Annotated in this window: 15 protein-coding genes; 7 read left to right on the forward strand and 8 right to left on the reverse strand. The window is 71.9% G+C overall.

Translation table 11 applies throughout. The annotated features are described in order from the left end of the window. Positions 1 to 59: 59 nt before the first annotated feature. On the forward strand, positions 60 to 1,430 hold the full coding sequence (locus QSK15_RS16225; RefSeq protein WP_285794999.1) for an endo-1,4-beta-xylanase: 1,371 nt from the start codon (positions 60 to 62) through the stop codon (positions 1,428 to 1,430). Positions 1,431 to 1,522: 92 nt separating this feature from the next. On the opposite strand, the gene QSK15_RS16230 is transcribed toward QSK15_RS16225, so the two are convergent. The 3 genes from QSK15_RS16230 to QSK15_RS16240 all read right to left on the reverse strand — a co-directional run bounded on the left by QSK15_RS16230 (position 1,523) and on the right by QSK15_RS16240 (position 5,658). Next, positions 1,523 to 4,390 carry a glycosyl hydrolase gene (locus QSK15_RS16230; protein ID WP_285795000.1) on the reverse strand — a complete coding sequence of 956 codons (2,868 nt, stop codon included), beginning with the start codon at positions 4,388 to 4,390 and terminating at the stop codon, positions 1,523 to 1,525. 157 nt (positions 4,391 to 4,547) lie between these two features. Beyond that, on the reverse strand, positions 4,548 to 4,922 hold the full coding sequence (locus tag QSK15_RS16235; RefSeq protein ID WP_285795001.1) for an MmcQ/YjbR family DNA-binding protein: 375 nt from the start codon (positions 4,920 to 4,922) through the stop codon (positions 4,548 to 4,550). A 40-nt stretch (positions 4,923 to 4,962) separates the two neighbouring features. Further along, positions 4,963 to 5,658, reverse strand: coding sequence for a DUF1223 domain-containing protein (locus QSK15_RS16240; RefSeq protein WP_285795002.1), 696 nt, complete (start codon positions 5,656 to 5,658; stop codon positions 4,963 to 4,965). 133 nt (positions 5,659 to 5,791) lie between these two features. Here QSK15_RS16240 and QSK15_RS16245 point away from each other — a divergent pair, with 133 nt between their 5' ends. Continuing rightward, a complete protein-coding gene (locus tag QSK15_RS16245; RefSeq protein ID WP_285795003.1) occupies positions 5,792 to 6,094 on the forward strand; it encodes a GNAT family N-acetyltransferase in 303 nt (100 codons plus the stop codon). 14 nt (positions 6,095 to 6,108) lie between these two features. Here the strand turns inward: QSK15_RS16245 and QSK15_RS16250 are convergent, their stop codons facing one another. After that, the gene (locus QSK15_RS16250; RefSeq protein WP_285795004.1) at positions 6,109 to 6,699 is read right to left on the reverse strand and encodes a TetR/AcrR family transcriptional regulator; all 591 of its coding nucleotides are present in this window, start codon (positions 6,697 to 6,699) and stop codon (positions 6,109 to 6,111) included. A gap of 90 nt (positions 6,700 to 6,789) precedes the next feature. Here QSK15_RS16250 and QSK15_RS16255 point away from each other — a divergent pair, with 90 nt between their 5' ends. Then, a complete protein-coding gene (locus QSK15_RS16255) occupies positions 6,790 to 7,545 on the forward strand; it encodes an SDR family NAD(P)-dependent oxidoreductase (protein ID WP_279516161.1) in 756 nt (251 codons plus the stop codon). Between the two features lie 36 nt (positions 7,546 to 7,581). Next, entirely contained in the window at positions 7,582 to 8,298 is a 717-nt protein-coding gene (locus QSK15_RS16260; RefSeq protein ID WP_285795005.1) for an isocitrate lyase/PEP mutase family protein, read from the forward strand. 79 nt (positions 8,299 to 8,377) lie between these two features. On the opposite strand, the gene QSK15_RS32615 is transcribed toward QSK15_RS16260, so the two are convergent. The 4 genes from QSK15_RS32615 to QSK15_RS16280 all read right to left on the reverse strand — a co-directional run bounded on the left by QSK15_RS32615 (position 8,378) and on the right by QSK15_RS16280 (position 12,419). After that, on the reverse strand, positions 8,378 to 9,472 hold the full coding sequence (locus QSK15_RS32615; RefSeq protein ID WP_285795006.1) for a helix-hairpin-helix domain-containing protein: 1,095 nt from the start codon (positions 9,470 to 9,472) through the stop codon (positions 8,378 to 8,380). 294 nt (positions 9,473 to 9,766) lie between these two features. Continuing rightward, on the reverse strand, positions 9,767 to 11,116 hold the full coding sequence (locus tag QSK15_RS16270; RefSeq protein WP_285795007.1) for an FAD-dependent oxidoreductase: 1,350 nt from the start codon (positions 11,114 to 11,116) through the stop codon (positions 9,767 to 9,769). A 1-nt stretch (position 11,117) separates the two neighbouring features. Continuing rightward, on the reverse strand, positions 11,118 to 11,528 hold the full coding sequence (locus QSK15_RS16275; protein ID WP_285795008.1) for a TcmI family type II polyketide cyclase: 411 nt from the start codon (positions 11,526 to 11,528) through the stop codon (positions 11,118 to 11,120). A gap of 93 nt (positions 11,529 to 11,621) precedes the next feature. Beyond that, a complete protein-coding gene (locus QSK15_RS16280; protein ID WP_285795009.1) occupies positions 11,622 to 12,419 on the reverse strand; it encodes an AfsR/SARP family transcriptional regulator in 798 nt (265 codons plus the stop codon). A gap of 423 nt (positions 12,420 to 12,842) precedes the next feature. Here QSK15_RS16280 and QSK15_RS16285 point away from each other — a divergent pair, with 423 nt between their 5' ends. Genes QSK15_RS16285 through accB form a run of 3 tightly spaced genes read left to right on the forward strand, consistent with a single transcriptional unit; the run spans position 12,843 to position 15,462 of the window. Further along, on the forward strand, positions 12,843 to 13,181 hold the full coding sequence (locus tag QSK15_RS16285) for a TcmI family type II polyketide cyclase (protein ID WP_279516156.1): 339 nt from the start codon (positions 12,843 to 12,845) through the stop codon (positions 13,179 to 13,181). Beyond that, entirely contained in the window at positions 13,178 to 14,932 is a 1,755-nt protein-coding gene (locus QSK15_RS16290; RefSeq protein WP_285795010.1) for an acetyl-CoA carboxylase carboxyltransferase subunit alpha, read from the forward strand. Before QSK15_RS16285 ends, QSK15_RS16290 begins: the two co-directional genes overlap by 4 nt. Then, positions 14,929 to 15,462 (forward strand): acetyl-CoA carboxylase biotin carboxyl carrier protein, encoded by a 534-nt coding sequence (gene accB / locus QSK15_RS16295; RefSeq protein WP_502889607.1) that lies wholly within the window; start codon positions 14,929 to 14,931, stop codon positions 15,460 to 15,462. The genes QSK15_RS16290 and accB overlap by 4 nt, the downstream gene beginning before the upstream one ends. Positions 15,463 to 15,471: the final 9 nt, after the last annotated feature.

Here is a 15,471-nt window from a genome sequence, read left to right on the forward strand (position 1 = left end):
ATGAGCAGATTCGGGCGCTGCGCTTCCATCACCGCACCACCACAGAGAAGGAATCCGGGATGAATCACAGAAGAGCCCTGCGAGCGGCGGTGACCATCGCAGTTACCGGCGTTCTCGCCGCCGGGATGACGGTGGCACTGACCTCCACGGCCAGCGCCGGCACGACCCTGGGGGCCTCGGCGGCGGAGAAGGGCCGCTACTTCGGGGCCGCTGTCGCGACGGGCAAGCTGTCCACGAGCATCTACACGACGATCCTGAACCGTGAGTTCAACAGTGTCGTGGCCGAGAACGAGATGAAGTGGGATGCCACCGAGCCGCAGCAGGGTCGGTTCAGCTACACCGGTGGTGATCGTCTGGTCAGCCACGCGCAGGCCAACGGGATGAGCGTGCGGGGTCACGCGTTGCTGTGGCACGCGCAGCAGCCGGGTTGGGCGCAGGGCATGTCGGGCAGCGCGTTGCGCAACGCGGCGATCAACCACGTCACGCAGGTGGCGACGCACTTCCGCGGCAAGATTCACTCGTGGGACGTGGTGAACGAGGCGTTCGCCGACGGTGGTTCCGGTGGGCGGCGGGACTCGAACCTGCAGCGCACCGGTAACGACTGGATCGAGGCGGCGTTCCGGGCGGCGCGGGCGGCGGATCCGGGTGCGAAGTTGTGTTACAACGACTACAACACCGACGGGATCAACGCGAAGTCGACGGGGATCTACAACATGGTGCGGGACTTCAAGTCCCGTGGTGTGCCGATCGACTGTGTGGGGTTCCAGTCGCACCTGGGCACCTCGTTGGCCGGTGACTACCAGGCCAACCTGCAGCGTTTCGCCGACCTCGGTGTGGATGTGCAGATCACCGAGTTGGACGTGATGACCGGCGGGAACCAGGCCAACATCTACGGCGCCGTCACCCGCGCCTGCATGAACGTCTCCCGCTGCACCGGCATCACGGTGTGGGGGGTGCGGGACTGTGACTCGTGGCGTGGCTCGGACAACGCGTTGCTGTTCGACTGCAACGGCAACAAGAAGGCCGCGTACACGAACGTCCTGAACGCCCTCAACGCCGGCACGGGTACCCCGACCACCCCGCCGCCGACGACGCCGCCGCCCACCGACCCGCCGCCGACCACCCCGCCGCCGACCACCGGTGGTTGTTCGGCATCGGTGTCGCTGAACTCGTGGACCGGCGGATTCGTGGCCACCGTGAAGGTCACCGCCGGCTCCGCCGGGACGAACGGCTGGAACGTCAGCCTCACGCTTCCCAGTGGTGCGAGTGTCACCAACACCTGGAGCGCGACGGCCAGTGGCTCCACCGGCACGGTGCGGTTCGCCAACGTGGACTACAACGGCCGGCTCGGCGCGGGCCAGGTCACCGAGTTCGGCTTCCAGGGCAACGGCAGTGGGGCCGGCATGACGCCCACCTGCACCGCGTCCTGAGACTGACCGACTGACCGCACACGTCGGCCGGTGTGCGGGACCGATCCTGGTCCTGCGCACCGGCCGACGTCGTGTCGGGACGAACAGATCGATCAGGAGTACGGAAGCCGCAGCACCGACTGGTTGCCGATGCCCACGGTGCTCGGGTTGTTGCCGATCGCCGACCACACCTCCACCCGGACCGTGCCGTTGCTCAGCGTGCCCAACGTGCCGGTGGCCGAGGCCAGGCCGGCGTTCTGGGTGTAGTGCTCGTAGCCGGGAACCGGGTCGGTGGCGAAGTAGCGTGACGTCTCCACCCGCTCCCAGCTGCCGTTGCCGGTGAGGTCGTAGGAGATCCGTACCTGCACCCCGTTGCCGACCGCCGTCCCGGCGTCCACGAACAGGTCGAACGCCGTCTGCCCGCCGGTGTAGGCCAGGTTGAGACCGGTCGCCGTGAAGACCTGGGCGTTGGTGGGCGTACCGTCGTGGTTGCCGTTCGCCGCCGCGACCGTCGTCGTGGCCGCGCTACCGGCGGCGGCCAACCCACCTCCGGGCAGCAGGTACCGCGTCGGCCCGCCGGTGGACGGCGGCGGGGTGGTCGTCGGCGGGGGATCGGTGGGTGTCGTCGGGGGGACGCCACCGGCCGCATTGCCACCACTCCAGGCGTACGCCCCGGTGGTTGCCGTCTTGCCGGCCCCCACGGTGAGGGCGGTGCCGTTGGAGAACGTCACGGTGATCGGTGTCGCCGTCGGGTTCGACGCCACGTAGGTGCGGGCCCCGTTGCGGGAGAAGACCGCCGACAGCGGATGGTTGCCGGTCACCGTCGTGTCGACGGTGCCGAGGGCGGCGAGGTTGCGGATCCAGTGGAAGGTGTGTGCCCGGCTCTCGCCCTCCTCCGGGGTGTAGCCGGGGTTCGCGCGCAGGTTCGCCAGCGCCGTGTCGGCGTCCCCGAGGGCCTGGAACTGCCAGAGGATGTCCTGCCACACGGTCGGTTGTCCGCCGTTGTTGCGGACCAGTTCGGCGTAGTTGGTCCGCACGTACGCCGGGTTGTTGCCCAGGTAGAGGTGGCCGCCGGTGACCGGGAGCAGGTTGATGCCCTGGATCATTTCCGGCTCGGCGCTGAACCAGGTGGCGTACGCGCCGCCGTCGCCCCAGACCATGCCGACCGTCGAGTGACCGAACGCGCTGGGGAAGTTCTGGTCGCTGACGTCGAACCAGTACTCCTGGATGGCCGCGGCCTGCGTGGTGTAGAGGAAGACGCCCGCGTCCCGGACCGCGGTGTTGCCGGTCGTCTGCCCCCACTGGATCAGGGCGCTGGCGAAGTTCATCCCCTCCGACGAGGACTCCTGGTTGTTGCCGGAGCCGAAGGAGCCGTGCCCGGACGCCCAGTCGTGACCGGCGTAGATGTCGAAGTCCCGCAGGTACGGGAACTGGGTGTCGTCGCGGCGGTAGTTGTTGGCGTCCCGGATCAGCAGGTCGACCATGCCGCCGTAACGGCTGGTGGCCGCCCAGGCCGGGTCGAACTTCGCCAGGGTCGCGGCGGCGGCGATGTAGTAGCCGTAGTGGAAGTGGTGGTCGTTGAGCTCCTGGTCGGAGCCGTACGACGCCGGGTACCCGATCAGGGTGCCCCAGTTGTTGTCGTAGTAGAAGACCCGGCTGGTCTTGCCGCTGGACGCGGTGAACCAGTCGGTGAGCGTGCTGCGGATCGCGTTCAGCGCGCTGTCGCGCGTCGTGATGTCGTTGACCTGGTCGGCGATCTCGGCGATCCGGGCGGCCCGGCCGAGCCCCTTGCCGGTCCAGTAGGTGTCGTTGCCGCGTTGGTCCATCGGGTTGCCCCGGACGGCGGCGAGCTGGCTGGTGAGCGTCGCCAGGTCGCTTCCGCTGCCGTCGCCGACGGCCGGCAGTTCCGGCAGGATGCCCTGGAACTTCATGGCGGTGCGGAACTGGGTGACGCCGGTGAGCACCTTCATCCGGCCGCGCGCCGACGGGTAGGTCGGCGTGATCGCCGTGGAGCCGCTCAGCGACTTCCACTGGTGCGGGTAGAGGCTGACCACGGTCTGCGTGGCGGTGCCCTCGCGGGCGGTGGTGGTGAACGCGTACGTGGTGGTCAGGGCGCTGGTCGCCGGGTTGTACGCGTACGACACCTGGGTGCCGGTCACGTGGGCGTGCGCGTACTGGCCGTAGGTGGCGGCCAGGCTGGTCCGCTCGGCGGTGCTCGATGTCGGCGGCAGGAGGGCCACCGAGAAGTAGCCGCGGCCGGCCAGCGTAGATGAGATCCGACCGGACGCCACGGTCCAGCTGGCACCGCTGGGCGCGAACCCGACGTAGTCGTGGCCGTTGACCCGGAAGCCGATGGTGGCGCCGTTGTTGGACCAGACGTCGGGGGTGCCGGCAGTGCTGATCTGCGCGTTTCCGCCGGTGGTCTGGAAGTAGGCGAAGGGCAGGCCGTGGCCGATGGTCGCGCGCATGGTGCGCGTGCCGTCGCTCCAGTGCGGGCTGACCGTCCAGTCCGTCCAGCCGTCGACCTTGACCAGTGGCGCGGCGAGCCCGGCGACACCGACCCGGATGTCCTGCACGTACGGGTAGTGGTACTCGCCGACGCCGGTGGCGGTGCCGCTGATCGCGGGCGTGGAGTTGGCGGAGAAGCCGAGCCCGTCGCCGAAGGTGTCGTACGAGATCGGGTGGGCGTGCAGCGGCTCGCTGAAGGAACAGTCGGTGCGCTTCCACAGCAGCGAGGACCACCAGTCGTTGGTGGGTATCGGCCCGGACGGCGCGTTGGCGGTGGCGAACTGCCGGGGATTGCTGGACATCGCGCCGCAGCCGCTGGGGAGCGGGCCGACCGGGGTGGTGGTGTAGCTGCCGGCGCCGACGGGGGCGGCTTCGGCCGCGTCGGTGACCGGGATGGCGAGGCCGCCGACGGCCAGGGCCAGCGCGGTGGCGGCGGCCAGGGCCCACCGGCGGTGGGGGACGGGAGGTTTCATCGTGCCTCCATCGCGCGCGCCGGTTACGGCCCTCGCCGGGTCCAGCGCGTTGCGTCTGAATTGGGGGAAAGGTGAGGTGAGAGAGCGCTCTCTCGGTCACGGTAGTGGAGCACTGAGATCCACGTCAATGTGTCGAACCCGTTGCGTGCTGATGTCGCTATTTGCCGGCGCCCGCGGTGTCGCCCAGCAACGCGTCCGGCACGCGCATCCGCCACGCGTCCGTCACCAACTCGGTCAACCGGTCGACGTCGACCGCCGCCAGGCGCAGCAACACCAGGGGCAGACCGTCGTACCCGGGCGTGGTGAAGAAGACCTCGGGCTCCCCGAGCAGGAGCGCCTGCTTCTCGGCCTCGTCACCGACGAACAGCACCGCGATGTCGAGCCGGATCACCCGCGGCCTGCCCGGTCTGCGCTCCGGATAGGACCAGACGAAGCCCTTGTCGGCCACCCGGAAGTCGAAACCGTCGCTGGGGATCTCCACAGTGTGCGGCAGAGCCAACGCGACCCGGCGTACGTCGTCGGCGTCAGCCACCGGAACCCCTCGCGCCGCCCACCATCCGCATGCGCCGAGATTACCCGGTGGGCAGCGCGACGGCCGTCGCCCCGACGATGGCCCCTGCGCCGCCCTCCTGGACATAGCCGACCACGCTGGCGTCGCGCGGATCGAGATCAGGCGGTGTCACCAGCTCCACCCGCCCCCGGTCGGCGTCCAGGCCCACCGATCTGAAGGCGCGCACGACGTTGTCCTGCCGTAGCGTCCGCCCGGCGTTCTCGCCCCGGGCGATGTCGCTGTCCAGGCCCCGCTGCACCACCGCCACGTTCACCACCGCGCCCGTCGGCGGTCGGTCGGTGCGGTAGTCCACCACCACCCGGTCTCCGCCGAAGCCGGCGACGGAGAGCGTCAGCGCGGTGGTGGCGGTCGAGGACATGGCGGACATGATCGTGCTGGCCGCCCGGCGGCGGTCGGAACCGACGAACTCGACGCTGCCGTTGACGACCATCTGTGGGGTGTACAGACCCCTGGTGCCGAACGCGCGGGCGTACGCCTCCTGGCGCGCGGTGTACGCCGGGTCCGCGAACTGGTCGGGCCACCCCAGGTGGTCCCAGTAGTCGACGTGGAAACCGAGGGCGAAGACGTTCTGTCCGTGCGCCCGGGCGTCGCGTTCGATCTCGCTCAGCACCTCCTCCGCGGGAGGGCAACTGTTGCAGCCCTGGGACGTGAACATCTCGACAACGGCGAAGCCGCCGTCCGTCGACGCGTTCGTCATGGTGGCGTGTCTCCTCCCACGGTGCTCCCGGCGGGCGTCGTGTTCCCGTTTCGGGCGGGACGATGCGCGTGACGTCGCCCTTCGCTGCCGGCCTCGCGGCGGGGGCCGTGGGCTCGGGTGGTTGGATGGCACTGTGCAGTTCACCGTGACAGACGCGCCGACGCGGGAGCGCTTCGAGGCGCGCGACGAGGCGGGCGCGGTCGCCGGGTTCGTCACCTACCAGCTGACCGGCTCGATCATCGCCTACACCCACACCGAGGTCGATCCGGCGTACGAGGGCAGGGGCGTCGGGTCGACGCTGGCGCGGGCGGTGCTGGACGACGCGCGGAGCAGGGGGCGGACAGTTGTGCCGATCTGTCCGTTCCTCGCCGACTGGCTGGTCAAGCACCCGGAGTACGAGGGCATCGTGGTTCGCACCACCCGCAAGATCAAATAAGCTGACCAGCCGGTTCAGCTTTCCGGCAGGAGCGTGGCGGCGAGGGTGCGGGCCGTCCTGGTCAGGGTGTCGATGTCCAGCCCTGTGCGCCCCATGAACACCAGCCCCTGCTGGGCGGCGAGCAGGGCGCGTGCCGTCTCGACCGGGTCGACGTCGCGCGGCAGGTCACCCTCGTCCTGGGCCCGCCCGACGCACTGGGCGACCAGGGCGGTCGTCGCCTCGTAGGTGCGCCGCGCCTCGGCGAGGACGTCGGGGTCGGCGGCGGCCAGCTCGGACGTGCTGTTGGCCATCAGGCAGCCGCGCCGGGCGGCGGCGCCACCCGGGTCGCCCACCGGCGCCATGACGAACGCGCGCAGCGCGTCCAGGGCGCGGGGAGTGGACGCGAGCATCTCGCGCAGATAGCCGCCGCTGGTGTCGGTGTATTCCCGGAGCGCCCGCAGGAACAGTCGGTGTTTGTCGCCGAAGGCGCCGTACAGGCTGCCCTTGCCCAACCCGCTGACCCGGATCAGGTCCTCCAGTGAGGTGGCCGCGTAACCGGCGTCCCAGAACTGGTCCCGAACCGCGCGTATCACCTGCTCCTCGTCGAACTGCCGTGGCCTGGCCATGTGACAAGCGTAGCAATTATTGACCGTACGGTCCAGTAAACGTATGGTGGACCGATCAGTCAATAACTCGGTCGCATGGAGGACCAACTCATGACACAGCCACTCGCGGGCAAGGTCGCACTCGTCACCGGCGGTTCGCGAGGTCTCGGCGCGGCCACGGCCCGCGCCCTGGCCGACGCCGGCGCCGACGTCGCCATCACCTACGTCGGCTCCGCCGACAAGGCCGCCGCAGTCGTCGAGGAACTGGTGGGTCGGGGCGTACGGGCCCTCGCCCTGCAGAACGACCAGGCGGACAGCTCACGCGCACCGCAGCTGATCGACGACGTCGTCACCCAGCTCGGCGGCCTGGACATCCTGGTCAACAACGCCGCGATCTCCCTGGAGCAGGGCAGGACGGTCGACGACCCGGACGTGGACGTGGCCACCCTGGACCGCATGCACGCCACCAACTACACCGGCGTCATCGCGATCATCCGCGCGGCGGCGAAGGTGCTGCGCGACAACGGCCGAATCGTCAACATCGGCTCGGGGATCGGCACCCGCGTCGGAGTACCTGGTCTCGCCGACTACGCCGCCACCAAGGCCGGTCTGGTCGGTTACACCCGGGGCGTCGCCCGTGACCTCGCGCCGCGCGGCATCACCGTCAACATGCTGCAGGCCGGGCTCATGCTCACCGGAATGGAGCCGCCGGACCCGGAGATGCTCAAGGGCCTGGTGTCCAGCCTCGCGATCCAACGGGTCAGCGACCCCGCCGAGACCGCCGCGGCCATCGCGTTCCTGGCCAGCCCCGCGGCCTCGTACATCACCGGCGCCGTGCTTGACTCCAACGGCGGATACACCGCCTGAGCCCGCCCCTTCGCAGCCCCGCCGGGAGACCGAACGATGACCGCCTCCACCTTCCGTGCCCTGCACCACGACCGTGCCGCCGGTGACCCGCTCGTCCTGCCGGGCCCCTGGGACGCGGGCAGCGCCCGGGTACTTGCCGATGCCGGTTACCCGGCGCTCGCGACCCCGAGCGCGGGTGTCGCCGCCTCGCTCGGCTACGAGGACGGCGCGACCCCGCCGGACGAGATGTTCGCGGCGGTCGCGCGCATCGTCCGCGCCGTCTCCGTCCCCGTGTCCGCCGACGTCGAGGGTGGTTACGGCCTGGCCCCTCGTGAATTGGTCGGGCGGCTGTTGGAGGCCGGTGCCGTCGGCTGCAACCTGGAGGACTCGGACGGGCACGGCACCCTGAAGGACCCGCGGCGGCACGCGGACTGGCTGGCCGAGGTGCGCGCGGTGGCGGGGCAGGAGCTCTTCATCAACGCGCGCGTCGACACGTTCCTGATCGGGACGGGTGACCCCGTCGAGGCGATGGAACGCGCCCGCCTCTACGTGGGGGCCGGAGCCGACTGCGTCTACCCGATCCTGGCGCCGCCGCAGCTGCTCCCGCAGCTGCGGGAGGGCATCTCCGGGCCGATCAACATGGTCGCCGGCCCGGACCGGGAGTCGGTGGCCGAGCTGGGCCGGCAGGGCGCGACCCGCATCACCTTCGGCCCCGGAATGCAGCGGTACGCGATGACGTCGATCGGTGACCTCGCCGCTGAGCTGCGCGCCTGAGGCTCGTTCGGCAGCGACAGCCGAGCCCTCGGTCGCCGTCGAACAACGACGGCGACCGAGGGCTCGGATGTGCCGGCGGTCAGTCCTGGTTGCCGTTCGGCAGTACTCCGGCCAGCTCGTCGCCGGCGCCAGCGAGCACCCGGGCCTGCTGCGGCCAACTGGCCAGACCAGGTGCGGCGCGCAGGCCGGCGGCCCGGATCAGGTCGCGCAGCGCCGGCTCGTCCAACTCGCCGAGCTGGCCGTACGTGCGCACACCAGCGTCCTGCAACGCTGCCGCCATCTTCGGCCCGATTCCCTGGATCCGGCGGAAGTCGTCGGCCGGGCCCGTCGGGTCGGCGTCGACGCTGCTGACCGCCGTGTCGGAGGACGGCCGGACCGGCGGGGCCGCCGCGGTGGTCGGCCGGACCGGAGGCGTGGCCACCGCCGACCGCTCGGTCTCCTCGGTGGCATCCACCGGCTCGGCAACCGGAGGGTCGACCGGCGCCGCTGCGGACGTCGGATCGACCGCCGTGGCCCTGGTCGCCTCCTCGTCGGCCGGGGTGACCGCAACCGGCGTGTCGTCGGCTGGCGTCACATCGGTCGGCGTCGAGTCGATCCGCGCCTCGTCGGCCGGCGCGGTAACTGCCGGCGCACCATCGGTCCGCGCCGCGTCGAGCGGCGCGTCGGCGGACGGAAGGTCGTCCGCGGGCTGGCGCGGAGCGACCACTGCCGCCGGGGCCTGCTGCTCGTCGACGCTGACCGGCTCGGCGGCCGCGTGCACGGCCGGCTCCGGCCGGGGCTCAGCGGCGTCGGGCTGCTCGGCGGCAGGTACCGGCGGCGGGTCCTCGGTCAGCGCCATGTCCGCCGGGTCGACGCCGCTCGGGGCGTCCGCCGGTACGGGCACCGGGTTGGGACCGTCCGGTTCGGTCGTCGCGGCCGGCGCGCTGACCGTGTCGACCGGTACCGGCTCGTCAGCGACGGCGGCGGGTGCCGGGTCGACGGCGGCCGTCGGCACCGCCTCGTCGGTGGTGGCAGCCGGCGTGGGCGTGGAGATCACGGCCAGACCGGCGACGGGGTCACCATCCACAATCGAATTGCCCGGTACGCCCCGCCGGCCGCGCAGCAGCCAACCGGCGGCCAGGCCCAGCAACAGTGCCAGTACCACTATCAGCGAGTGTCCGAAAGACCACGCCACGGCGAACCTCCCTCTCAGCTCGTTGGAAAAGTCACGAGAAAAACTCGCCGCAGCTTTGCACACGCCTATTGCCGACGACAGACAGGATCGGCCGTCAGCGTCGCGGGTGGGCCAGCCACCTCAGCGGGTGCCTGCCGAGTGACACAGCGTCGCCCGATCGCACCGGAACCGGGGCGGATGAGACCGGGGCGGGCGGGCAGCGGACCACGCATCGGTCGGGCGCGCGGTGCGCGCCGGACACGACGAGACCCGGGCCCGGCGGGGAGGCCGAGCCCGGGTCGGGCAGAACCGGGTTCAGTCCCGGTCGCCCTCGTAGGTGTGGAAGTCGTCGACGAACCGGCGCCGCAGCCGTGGCACCCGGCTGGTCACTCCGAAGTAGCCGCGCGCGCCGAGCAGCGCGAGCCGACCCACCACCGGCCGGTACATCCGATCGTCGCCGTTGGTGCCGCTGCGGTTCAACGATTCGGCGACCCGCGCGAAGCCGTACGGCGCCATCACCGCCTCGTAGTCGGCGACCGCCTGGACCAGGGTCTTGTCGCCGGCGGTGGCGCTGCTGAGCTGCTCGCAGAGCAGCCGGGCGTCGCGCAGCGCGGTGTTCGCGCCCACACCGCGACCAGGGGTCATGGTGTGGATGGCGTCACCGAGCATGGTGACGGTGCTGCTCTTCCAGGGCGGCACCGGCTCGGACGTGGACACCTTGATGGGGAGGGCGCTGGCCGGGTCCGCGTGGGTGAGCAGTTCCCGCAGGTGCGGGTGCCAGTTCGAGGTGAGGTCCAGGGCGACCTGCACCAACTCCTGGCCGCGGCGTTGCATGACGTCGGCCGGGAACCGGTTGGCCGCGCTCCAGATGATCAGATTGATGTTGTCGGTGGTGGTGTCGTGGGCCAGGCCGGGCCAGGCGCGGAGCAGGGCGGCGTCGGCCTCGCTGACGCCGGGCTTGATCGCCCGTTCGGCGTCCCACTTGAACTCCATGACGTGCAGCACGCCCATCATCCCGCCGACCCCGAAGATCAGCGAGATGCCCTGCTGGACCCGCTCCGGTATGAGACTGCGGGTGTGCGGGGTCAGCGGGACCCGGGTGGCGATGTTGATCGTCCCGGCGTCGCGGGTGACGGCGTGCGGCAGGTACTGGCGGCGTACGGCGGAATGGGTGCCGTCGGCAGCCACCAGCAGGTCGCCGGTGGCGGTGCTGCCGTCGGCGAAGTGCGCGGTGACAGTGCCGTCGTCGCGCTGCTCGTACCGGGTGAAGGTCTTGTCGAAGTGCACCACGTCCTCCAGGCCGGTCAGCAGCACCTGGCGCAGCACCATCCGGGCCACCGAGTGTTCGGTGCGTACGGGGTCGTCGCTCGGCCGCAGCGCGAACGACGCGGTCTGGCGCAGCCCCTGGGTGACCACGTTGAAGTAGTGCGGCGGACGGGCGCAGGTGGCCAGAAACGTGGCGAACAGTTCCGGGGGCAGACACTCCCGCAGCGCCCGGCTACCGGTGGGGCCGATGCCGACCCGGTAGCCGAGCAGCCCCTCGGCCCGGTCGCGGTGTCGTTCGTAGACGGCGACAGTGATCCCGGCGCGGCGCAGGCCGTGCGCCAGGCACAACCCGCCCGTGCCCGCGCCGATGATCAGGACGTGCGGCGGCGCGGCGGACATGTCAGCCGGCCGGGTGCGCGGCGGGCGCCTCGGTGCCGGCTGGGCGTGCCACGGGCACGTCGGTGCTGGCCGGGCGCGCGGTTGGCGTGTCGGTGGCGTCCCAGCGGTAGAAGCAGCCGGCGATCGCGTCCCGGGGCGAGCGCCAGGTCGGCAGGTACGGCGACGTGTGCGCGGAGAGTCGTTCGTTGACCTGCTGGAAGAGCGGGTGATTACGGGCCGCCGCGAGCGCGTCCGGGTCGACGTCGTCCGAGGTCTCCAGCAGGTGTACGCACAGGTCGTGCAGGCAGTACAGGGATCGGTGCGTGACACCGGTCAGGCTGGGGAGTTCGGTGGCGTCGGATTCGGCGAAGATCTGCGCGACCCGCCCCTCCGCTCCCGGGATGATCCGACTGACGATCAGTAGACGACTCATGGGACCCCTTCCGCCGGTGGCCTGCCCGACCCTCCGGGGTCGGTGCCACGTGCTCTGTGCGCCCACCGTGCCGCAGTGCCTGTCACGTCACCGTCACGTCCGCCGACCGGCTGGTGACGGACGGTCGGTGATGGCGGCGCGGCTGGCCTGGCGGATCGGGGCGAGGGTGTCGTCGAGCAGGGCGCTCATGGCCGGGCTCGGTTCCAGCCGCAGTTCCCGGCGCAGCAGGTCCCGGTAGACGTAGAAGGCGTGCACGGCTTCGAACGCGTTGCCCTCGGCCAGGTGGATGCGGACCACCAGCCGGTGGGGTGTCTCCCGTAACGGCTCGGCGGCCATCGCCTCCAGCGCGGCTTCGAGGGCCTCACCATGGCGTCCCGCGGCCAGGTGGTGCCCGGCCACCTCTTCCAGCATGTGCAGGCGGAGTTGGCGCAGGCGCTCCCGGTCCAGCAGCACCCAGTCGTCGTACCAGCCGGGAAGCAGGTCGTGCCGCCCGGCGGCGAGCGCCCCGGCCGCGGTGCGGGGGTCGTCGCCGTCGCGGACCCGGGCCGCGGTGCCGACCAGGTCGTCCACGTCGAGTCGGACCGCCGGGCCGAGGCGGACGGTGTCGCCGGCCACTGTCATCGGGCAGCACGGGTCCTGCCGGAGTCGCCACAGGGCGGTGCGCAGCGAGGACAGCGCCCGTTCCTCCGGCGCGTCCGGCCAGAGCAGGCCGGCGAGCTGACTGCGGGTGGCGCCGGGGCGGAGCCCGATCAGCGCTATCACCCGTTGCAGCCCGCGTGGCACCACGACCGGCACCGCCTCGCGGAGGAGTCGGAAGCCTCCGAGCAGGTGCAGGGAGACGCCCTCCTCGGGCGGGTCTCCGGCGGTCGGCACGGACGGATCAGCGGCCACGGCGGCACCCCCTGCGGAACGCTCGTCCCGACTGTCTGCTGTGTCCCGGATCGGTTGCCCGCGACGCCACTGTCGACCCGCCGATCGCGGCGCGGCCGGGCGCGGCCCCGCCCGCCGAGATCGCCGGGCTGACCAAGCTGAAGATTATCAATGATGGTCACGTTGGGTCAACGTCACAGTGACCGTTCTATTCGCGACAGTCAACCCGAGATTGGTTCTGAACTGCGCAAACATTGGCACGCTGGGCGCGGCGGACGCATAGCTGATGCACAGGTTGCGTCAACGCAGCGTCACCATCATGCGTCGCTGGTCGGCCCGGCGCGGTGACGCCGCCGTGACGAGGACCGGCGCATCGTGTCGGCAGTCGTCCAGCACGTCCGGGGCCACCCGTCGCCGGCCGGACGCTGTGGGGGGAGGCCCAGCATGGACCGATCGCTGATCATCGCGAAGGTCGATCCGACCGCCGAGGAGCGGGTCGCCGAGATCTTCGCCGAGTCGGACAGTACGGAGCTGCCGCGCCTGGTCGGCGTCCGGCACCGCTCGCTGTACCGACTGCACGACCTTTATGTGCACCTGCTCGAGACCGCGCAGCCGACGGAGGGCGCGGTGGAGGCCGCCCGTGGCCACCCCGAGTTCATCAGGGTCAGTGACCGGCTGCGTCCGTACGTGTCGCCGTACCTGCCGACGTGGCGCTCACCGCGCGACGCCATGGCCCGGTGCTTCTACCGCTTCGACGCCCCGGACACCGGGCGGCGGTCGTGACGGCCACCACGCCGCCCGACGAGCAGCTCTGGTCCCGATGCGCCGGCTGCGCCAGCCTGCTCTACCGCAAACGGCTGCGGCGCAACCTCGACGTCTGCCCCGAGTGCGGGGAGCACGCCCGACTCGGCGCGCCGGAACGCCTGCGCCAACTGGTCGACCCGGGTTCGCTGCGCACACTGCCCGACCAGCTGCCGGAGGCGGACCCCATCGACTTCGTCGACGTGCTGCCGTACCGGCACCGGCTCACCGGCGCCCGGGCCAGCACCGGCCTGGCCGAGGGGGTCGTCTGCGCCACGGCCACCATCGGTGGGCACCCGGTGGCCCTGGCGGTGATGGACTTCCGCTTCCTCGGCGGCAGCCTGGGGTGCGCGGTGGGCGAGCTGATCACCCGGGCCGCCGAACGAGCACTGGACGAGCGCATCCCGCTCGTCCTGGTCACCGCCTCCGGTGGGGCGCGGATGCAGGAGGGGGCGCTGTCGTTGATGCAGATGGCCTCCGTCAGCCAGGCCATCGCCGCGCTGCGCGAGGCGGGACTGCTCACCGTGAGCGTCCTCACCGACCCGACCTACGGCGGGGTGGCCGCCTCGTTCGCCACCAACACCGATCTGGTGCTCGCCGAGAGCGGCGCGCGGATGGGCTTCGCCGGCCCCCGGGTGATCCGCCAGACCACCGGGCGGGCCCTGCCGGAGGGCTTCCAGACGGCCGACTTCCTGCTGCGACACGGGCAGGTCGACATGGTGGTGCAGCGTCGGTCGCTGCGTGGACGGCTGGTGGCGCTGCTCGCCGCGACCCGCGCCGGCCGTCCGGCGCGCACGCCCGTACCCCGGCAGGAGCTGGCGTCGCGCCGCGAGCGCCTCGCCGACGACGGCGTGGCCCGCCCGCGGCCGGCGGACCCGCCCGTCGCCACCCCGGCCCCCGGTGACCCCCCGGCTGCCCGCGACGCGTGGGACACCGTCCGGATGGCCCGGCACCCCGGACGACCCACCACACTCGACTACCTGGACTCCGTCTTCGACGGGTTCGTGGAGCTGCACGGCGATCGGCTCGGCGCGGACTGCCCCGCCATCGTGGGTGGGGTGGCACGGCTGGCCGGCCGGCACGTGATGGTCATCGGCCACCAGAAGGGGCACACCACCGCCGAGCTGGTCGCCAGGAACTTCGGCATGGCGAGCCCGGCCGGGCACCGCAAGGCGCTGCGGCTGATGCGCCTCGCGGCCCGACTCGGTCTGCCGGTGGTCACCCTGGTGGACACCCCCGGGGCGGACCCCGGGGTGAGCGCCGAGGAGCAGGGTCAGGCCGCCGCCATCGCCGAGAACATTCTCGCCCTCACCGTGCTGCCCACCCCGGTGCTCGCGGTGATCACCGGGGAGGGCGGCAGTGGTGGCGCGCTGGCACTGGCGGTGGCCGACCGGGTGCTGATGCTGGAGAACGCCGTCTACTCGGTGATCAGCCCGGAGGGGTGCGCGGCGATCCTCTGGCCGGACCGGTCCGCGGCGCCGCAGGCCGCCCGCGCGTTGCGGCTGACCGCACCCGACCTGTGCCGGCTCGGGGTGGTCGACGAGGTCGTGTCGGAGCCGCCGACCGCCGCGCACAACGACCCGGCGGAGACCGCCCACCGGCTGCGCGCCGCCCTGCTGGCCAACCTCCTGCCGTTGCTGGACGTGCCCCCGGCCACGCTGGTCCGCCTGCGCCGGCAACGCTTCCGACGGTTCGGCGCGTACCGCACCGGTGCCCGGGCGGGTCGGCGATGAGCGCCGGGGAGCCGGCGGTGTCGACTGTCGAGGCGTCCGACGGCGTCGGGGTGGACGGCGAGGAGGCGCTGGCCGGGCTGCGCCGGCAGGCGCAGCACCTGATCGCCGAGCTGGCCGGGCCGGTACGGCGGATCCGGCTGCGCAGCGGGCCGGCGGTGCTGGAGGTCGAGTGGCATCCCGAAGACGCGCCCCGTCCGCAGGTGCCTGCGGTGCCGGCCCAGGCGGCGGCACCGACGCCTGTGCCGGGGCCCGGCGCCCCGCCCGCGGTGATCCGGCCGCCGGTGCCGGGTCGCGCCGCGGTGCGGGCCCCGATCGTCGGCACCTTCTACCGGTCGCCGGAGCCCGGCGCGCGACCGTTCGTCGCGGTCGGCGACCTGGTCCGGCCCGGTCAGCCGGTCGCCATCGTCGAGGCGATGAAGCTGATGAACGAGGTGACCGCCGACCGGGCCGGCCGGGTGGCGGCGATCCTCGTCGAGGACGGCCAGCCGGTCGAGTACGACCAGCCGCTCGTCGAACTGGACCCGGCATGACGGCGCGGG

It is taken from the genome of Micromonospora sp. NBRC 107095 (assembly GCF_030269705.1).
GTDB classification, from domain to species: Bacteria; Actinomycetota; Actinomycetes; order Mycobacteriales; family Micromonosporaceae; genus Micromonospora; species Micromonospora parva.